6 protein-coding genes are annotated in these 6,392 nt (G+C 59.4%); 5 read left to right on the top strand and 1 reads right to left on the bottom strand.

Annotation, left to right across the window (positions count from 1 at the left end):
* The coding region (locus tag A3754_RS06040; RefSeq protein WP_063519089.1) for an RND family transporter at nt 1–1,734 on the bottom strand (1,734 nt) is incomplete at its 3' end.
* 123 nt (nt 1,735–1,857) lie between these two features.
* Between A3754_RS06040 and A3754_RS06035 the strand changes: the two genes are divergently transcribed.
* From A3754_RS06035 to A3754_RS06015, 5 genes are all read left to right on the top strand, one after another.
* Nucleotides 1,858–2,256 (top strand): MerR family DNA-binding transcriptional regulator, encoded by a 399-nt coding sequence (locus tag A3754_RS06035; protein WP_063519088.1) that lies wholly within the window; start codon nt 1,858–1,860, stop codon nt 2,254–2,256.
* A complete protein-coding gene (locus A3754_RS06030) occupies nt 2,249–3,412 on the top strand; it encodes an isovaleryl-CoA dehydrogenase (RefSeq protein WP_063519087.1) in 1,164 nt (387 codons plus the stop codon). Before A3754_RS06035 ends, A3754_RS06030 begins: the two co-directional genes overlap by 8 nt.
* 97 nt (nt 3,413–3,509) lie before the next feature.
* On the top strand, nt 3,510–5,117 hold the full coding sequence (locus A3754_RS06025; RefSeq protein WP_063519086.1) for a carboxyl transferase domain-containing protein: 1,608 nt from the start codon (nt 3,510–3,512) through the stop codon (nt 5,115–5,117).
* Nucleotides 5,118–5,171: 54 nt separating this feature from the next.
* On the top strand, nt 5,172–5,945 hold the full coding sequence (locus A3754_RS06020; RefSeq protein ID WP_063519085.1) for an enoyl-CoA hydratase/isomerase family protein: 774 nt from the start codon (nt 5,172–5,174) through the stop codon (nt 5,943–5,945).
* A 257-nt stretch (nt 5,946–6,202) separates the two neighbouring features.
* The coding region (locus A3754_RS06015) for a biotin carboxylase N-terminal domain-containing protein (protein ID WP_304439813.1) at nt 6,203–6,392 on the top strand (190 nt) is incomplete at its 3' end.

Below are 6,392 nucleotides of genomic sequence, written 5' to 3'. Positions count from 1 at the left end.
CGGCCAGTTATCCTGCATCCAGGCTTCCACCCGATCATTGAATTCCAGCACCGGGTGCGAGCCGATATTCTCCAGCATCACGATGACCCTTGCCTGCTCCTTGTCGATATCCAGCTGGTCCTCCAGCCCCAGCCCCTGGGGTAGCGACAGCTCATATAACAAGGTGTATTGGGATATCAGTTCACGGGAGTCGGGAATGCGGTACCAGTCAGGATCGCCGCCGTGCATGTCTCGGTTTAATCGCTTGATTACATCCGTGTAGGCCGTGGCGTATACCACCTCATCCTGCTGCTCCAGCCACACGGTCAAATCATCAATATGCTGCAGATAGGCAGGCTCCATGGCACCACCGGATTCGCCGGAATGCACCGCATAGTCGATACGATGCATGCCCGTCAGGTTGTTCATGGCAAAATCGTTAACCCGACGAACCTCAAACGTCTCGTCGAAATATTCGTTGAACACATCATTGATGCGGTTCAATCCGATGGCGGCAGTAAGCACCACCACGACCACCGACATACCCAGCAACCAGGGCTTGAAGTGACGACTCAGGTGCCTGGCCAGGGCGCCCATCAACGGCGCGAAATCCCGCTGCTTGCCCGGCTCGATACGATGCGGCAACAACATCACCAGCGCTGGCAACAAAATCACCGAGAACACAAACGCCAACAGCACACCGATCAACACCACATTCCCTAACGCACGGAACGGCTGTGACTCGGAAAAATTCAGGATCGCAAACCCGATTGCGGTGGTAAAACTGGTCAGCCACACCGGCTGCATATTGATACGCAGGCTTTCCAGCATGGCCGCCGCCCGTGCCTTGCCTTCCAGGCATTCATGGCGGTAACTGGCAAGGATGTGCACAGAGTCCGCCACGGCCAGTGTCAGAATCATGGCCGGGGCCATGCCCACGATGGGGGAAAACTCGATCCCCAGCCACATGGCGACGCCCATGGCCGAGGCGATGGAGAAGCCGATCACCATCACCGTCACCACCACAAACATGCCGCTGCGCAAAATCAGCCACAAGCACAGCAGCATCACCACAAAGGCCAGTGGCAAGGTGGTCGCCATGGATTGCTCCGTGGCATCGGCCGAGGCCTGGGAAAACACCACCGTGCCGGTGACCATAAACTCGATATCCGGGTAACGCTCCCGGTAGGTCTGCGCCATGTCGCGGGCGGCTGCGGTAATCACCGGGGCTTCGGTGTTCCCCTCGTCCATGGTCACTGTGGCCACAACACCGGCCACATGCCCGCGGTCAGAGACCAGCCGCCCCACCAGCGCCGGCTCTTTCAGGGCAATGTCACGGGCCCGGGCAATCTCGTCCGGTGCCATTTGTGCGGCACCTTCCACCAGCGGCGCCACATACAGCTCGTCGCCTTCTACCTCGGTATGCTGGAAATTGGTCAGGGAGTCCACCCGGGTGGAGTTAGGCAGTGTCCAGGCATCGTCGGTGAGAGACTCGATGGCTTCCAGGGTTTGCGCTTCAAACACCTGATCGCTCTTCGGGTGCACCACGAACAACACCACCTCATTGGCGGTAAAACTGTCTTCCAGCGCCACGAACCGTTTGAAATCCGGATTTTCCTGGGTGAAAAAAATGCGTGGATCGTTGTTGTTGCGAAAACTCTGCAACCCGGCCGCCATGGCCGCACACAGCGCAATACAAATCAGCAGTACCCACACCGGGTGTGCCACTACCCAGCGACTCCAAGTCTCTTTCATTGTTATTCCCACTGTCCCCTTACGTTGAGCCCGGAGTCTAGGCACAGGTAAACACCGTGTCACGGACCGAAAAGGCCAAAATTCATACTTTACGTTAACGTAAACTTCCCCTAGCATTTCGCCATGAGCAAAAAACAGACCTACAGCATCGGCGAACTGGCCCGGGAATTTGACGTGACCACCCGAACCATTCGCTTCTATGAAGACCAGGGGCTGGTCAGCCCAGCGCGACGGGGCCAGACCCGAGTCTATTCACCGGCTGATCGGGTCACCCTGAAACTGATCCTGCGCGGCAAACGGCTGGGGTTCTCCCTGGCCGAATCCCGTGAATTGATTCAGATGTATCAGCCCAGCGGCGATAACCGCAATCAGCTTCTCGCCCTGCAAGACAAGATTCAGCAACGCCGGGAACAACTGAACCAGCAACTCAGAGATATTCAGGCACTACAGCAGGAGCTGGACGACGCCGACCAGCGCTGCGAAGACGCCCTCACCGCTTTGGAGAAACCTGACCATGTTTGACAGCAGCTTTAACTTTGATCTGGATGAAACCCTGGTGGCACTGCGTGACAGCGTGCGCCACTTCGCCCAGAAGGAAATCGCGCCGATCGCCGCCGAGGTGGACCAGAGCAACCAGTTCCCCCTGGAGATGTGGAAGAAGCTCGGTGATCTGGGCGTACTGGGCGTCACCGTCAGCGAAGAATACGGCGGCGCCAATATGGGTTATCTGGCCCACACCCTGGTGATGGAAGAGATCTCCCGTGCCTCCGCCTCCATTGGCTTGTCCTACGGCGCCCACTCCAACCTGTGCGTGAACCAGATCTACCTGAACGGCAACGATGCCCAGCGCGAGAAATACCTGCCCAAACTGGTCAGCGGCGACCATATCGGCGCCCTGGCCATGAGCGAACCCGGTGCCGGTTCCGACGTGGTCAGCATGGGGCTACGGGCCGACAAGCAAGGCGACCACTATGTGCTGAACGGCAACAAGATGTGGATCACCAACGGTCCCGATGCCCACACCTATGTGATCTACGCCAAGACTGACACCAGCGCCGGCCCACGCGGTATCACCGCCTTTATCGTGGAGCGCGGCTTTGCCGGTTTTTCCCAGGCCCAGAAACTCGACAAGCTCGGCATGCGCGGGTCGAACACCTGTGAGCTGGTATTCGAAGACTGCCACGTGCCGGAAGAGAACGTGCTTGGCACGGTCGGCGAAGGCGTCAAGGTGCTGATGAGTGGCCTGGATTACGAGCGCACCGTGCTGTCCGGCGGCGCCACCGGCATCATGCAGGCCTGTATGGACGTAGTGGTCCCCTACGTCCACGAGCGTAAGCAGTTCGGCAAGGCCATCGGCGAATTCCAGCTCATGCAAGGCAAGATCGCCGACATGTACGTGATGCTCAACGCCAGCCGCAGCTACCTCTACAACGTGGCCAAAGCCTGCGATCGCGGTGAAACCAACCGCAAGGATGCCGCTGGCGTAATTCTCTACTGCGCCGAGAACGCCACCAAAATGGCCCTGGAAGCGATCCAGACCCTGGGTGGCAACGGCTACATCAACGAATACCCCACCGGCCGCCTGCTGCGCGACGCCAAGCTCTACGAAATCGGCGCCGGCACCAGCGAAATCCGCCGCATGCTGATCGGTCGCGAGTTGTTTAACGAGACAGCCTGAAGGGGTCAGACGTCTGAAGTCTGACGTCTGACGACACAACACTACCAGCTGGAGAGGACGTCCGACGTCAGACACCCGACGTCCGACCTCAATTGCCATGCCCAAGATCAATAGCCAGATCAATCCCAACAGCCCGGACTTCCAGGCCAACCGGGAACACAACCTGCAGCTGCGTCAGCAATTGCAGGACAAGCTTGATCACATAGCCCACGGCGGTGGCGAAGCCGCCGAGCAGCGTCTTCGTGAGCGCGGCAAGCTGCCGGTGCGCGAGCGCATCAATTTGCTACTCGACCCGGGGTCGCCGTTTCTGGAAATCTCCGCCCTGGCCGCCGACGGTGTCTACGGCGAAGACGTGCCCGCCGCCGGCTGTGTCGGTGGTATCGGCCAGGTGCAGGGTGTGGAATGCATGATCGTCGCCAATGACCCTACCGTAAAAGGCGGCAGCTACTACCCGCTCACCGTGAAAAAACACCTGCGCGCCCAGGCCATCGCGGCGGAAAACCGCCTGCCCTGTATTTACCTGGTGGATTCCGGCGGCGCCAACCTGCCCCGCCAGGACGAGGTATTCCCGGACCGCGAACACTTCGGCCGCATCTTTTTCAACATGGCCAACATGTCCGCCCGTGGCATTCCCCAGATCAGTGTAGTACTCGGTTCCTGCACCGCCGGCGGCGCTTATGTGCCCGCCATGGCCGACGAAGTGATCATGGTGAAGGAACAGGCCACCATCTTTCTGGCCGGGCCGCCACTGGTAAAAGCCGCCACCGGCGAGGTGGTCACTGCCGAGGACTTGGGCGGTGCCAACCTGCACTGCGAACAATCCGGTGTGGCGGACCACTTGGCCGAAGACGAACCCCATGCCTTCGAGTTGGCGCGCCAGTGCATCGCCCACCTGAACTGGCACAAACCGGATCAGGTAAAGCGCCTGCCCGTGCAAGCCCCGGCCTACGACCCGCAGGAGCTGTACGGTGTGATCCCCACCACCACTCGCCAGCCCATGCCTGCCCGTGAGTTGATTGCACGCATGGTGGATGGCTCGGAGCTGGACGAATTCAAATCCCGTTACGGCACCACCCTGGTGTGCGGCTTTGCCCGCATCCACGGCTACCCGGTGGGCATTCTCGCCAATGACGGTGTGCTGTACTCGGAATCCGCCCAGAAAGGCGCGCACTTCATCGAGCTGTGCAACCAGCGCAAGATTCCCCTGCTGTTCCTCCAGAACATCACCGGTTTCATGGTCGGCCAGAAATACGAAGCCGAGGGCATTGCCAAGCATGGCGCCAAGATGGTCAACGCGGTGGCCTGTGCCACCGTGCCGAAATTCACCGTGATCACCGGCGGCAGCTTCGGTGCCGGTAACTACGGCATGTGTGGCCGCGCCTATGACCCGCGCTTCATGTTCATGTGGCCCAACGCCCGCATCTCGGTAATGGGCGGCGAACAGGCGGCCAGCGTGCTTACCCAGGTGAAACAGGCCTCGCTGAAGAAAAAGGGCCAGGCATGGAGCGATGAAGAGGCAGGACAATTCCAGGCCGAGATGACCGAACGCTATGAAGAAATGGCACAGCCCTGGTATGCCAGCGCCCGCCTTTGGGATGACGGCGTCATCGACCCCGCCGATACCCGAGATGTGCTTGGCCTGGCCATTTCCGCCAGCCTTAACGCACCGATTGAAGAAACACGCTACGGCGTGTTCCGGATGTGATCAGGACGCTGGACGCAAGATGCCTGACGCACGACGCAAAACAGGAAGCAAGCTATGAGCGTTAACACTTTGATCGAGGGCCCGGTTGCCCGGATTACGCTGGATAACCCGGACAAACGCAACGCGTTCGACGACACCATCATTGCCTCGCTCACCGAGGCCTTTGAAAAAGCCGGAAGCGATGAAGCTGTGCGCGTGGTGGTACTGCAGGCCGCCGGCAAGCACTTTTCTGCCGGTGCAGATCTGAACTGGATGCGCGCCATGGGCAGGCTGGATGCGCAACAGAACCAGCAGGACGCCCTGCGCCTGGCCACGCTGATGCAGGCCATTGATCAATGCACCAAACCGGTCATTGCTCGCGTACAAGGAGCCGCTTTTGGTGGTGCCTTGGGCTTGATCTGCGCGGCGGACATGGCCGTGGCAGCGGACGACGCGCGCTTCTGCCTCAGTGAAGTGAAACTGGGCATCGTACCGGCTGTGATCAGCCCCTACGTGGTTCGCGCCATGGGTCCGCGGCAAGCCAATCGCTATTTCATGACCGCAGAAGTGATCCCCGCTGACCGCGCACAGCAGATCGGCATCGTCCACGAGGTGGTCAGCGAAGACGCTCTCGACAGCACCGTTGATGCACTGGTGCAGTCCCTGCTCAGCGGCGGCCCGCTGGCACAGGTGGAAAGTCGCGCCTTGATAGCCCGCGTCAGTGATGGGCCCATCAATGACGCCATGCTGAGCGATACCGCCGCTCTCATCGCCCGGTTGCGTACCGGCGATGAAGGTCAGGAAGGGCTCAGCGCCTTTCTGGAAAAACGCAAACCGAATTGGATCTGACCCACTATCCGTAGGAGCGTCACTGGCGGCGCGATGAAAGGCAGTTGCAAGTTTAAAGTTAAAAGTTGAAACGCGAAGCTGATTGTGTGCCCATTCAGGTTTTAGGTGCTCCGCGCTCAAACCATTTACATCGCGGGCACTGCCTGAAAAAACATAACGGTCCATGCCGCGCTTTTAAACTTTGAACTTTTAACTCATCCCGATCGCGACGCAAACGACACTACTAAACAACATTGCCACCGATAATAGGCACCGCTATGGCAAAGATAAAAAAACTCCTGATCGCCAACCGCGGCGAAATTGCTCGTCGCATCATGCGCACCTGCCGCCAACAAGGCATCGCCACGGTGGCAGTCTATTCCGAACCTGATGCCACCCTGCCCCACGTAATGGAAGCGGACCAGGCCGTCTGCCTGGGGCCTGCTGCTGCCCGCGACAGCTATCTGG

The organism is Alcanivorax sp. HI0083 (assembly GCF_001635175.1).
The sequence above is the reverse complement of the archived record's forward strand: the minus strand, read 5'-3'. Positions and strand labels throughout refer to the sequence as shown.

Coding starts and splice junctions, on each gene's coding strand:
- A3754_RS06020 (WP_063519085.1), top strand. CDS start 5,172: ATGAGCGTTAACACTTTGATCGAGGGCCCGGTTGCCCGGATTACGCTG.
- A3754_RS06025 (WP_063519086.1), top strand. CDS start 3,510: ATGCCCAAGATCAATAGCCAGATCAATCCCAACAGCCCGGACTTCCAG.
- A3754_RS06030 (WP_063519087.1), top strand. CDS start 2,249: ATGTTTGACAGCAGCTTTAACTTTGATCTGGATGAAACCCTGGTGGCA.
- A3754_RS06035 (WP_063519088.1), top strand. CDS start 1,858: ATGAGCAAAAAACAGACCTACAGCATCGGCGAACTGGCCCGGGAATTT.